At 45.7% G+C, this 278-nt stretch carries 1 protein-coding gene; it reads right to left on the bottom strand.

Annotated features, from left to right (window positions below; all coding sequences use genetic code 11):
* Positions 1–45: 45 nt before the first annotated feature.
* Positions 46–278 (bottom strand): SufE family protein (locus CWC16_RS19705; RefSeq protein ID WP_138542710.1); only part of this gene is annotated, 233 nt, incomplete at its 5' end.

Here is a 278-nt window from a genome sequence, read left to right as displayed (position 1 = left end):
TCACAGGCTCGGCTCTTGCCACCTGGTGGGCACGTAATGACTCAGTTACTCAAACCTGTGAGCAAGAGACCTGATCTCTTCTACGATCGCTCTGAGTCCATTACCCCGTGATGGGCTTAGATGATTGTAGAGATCCAGTTTTGAAAACCAGTCATCAATATCAAAACGACTTATGTCTTGTGGTGTTCGACCATTAAAGACGGATAGAACCAGAGCAATCAAGCCTCTGATGACTCGCGCATCTGAATCAACAGCAAAATACAATCTCATGGTCTGTT

Source organism: Pseudoalteromonas sp. S3776, assembly GCF_005886915.1.
Taxonomy (GTDB): domain Bacteria; phylum Pseudomonadota; class Gammaproteobacteria; order Enterobacterales; family Alteromonadaceae; genus Pseudoalteromonas.
Note: the sequence above shows the minus strand (reverse complement) of the source record. Positions and strands in the feature narration are given on the sequence as shown.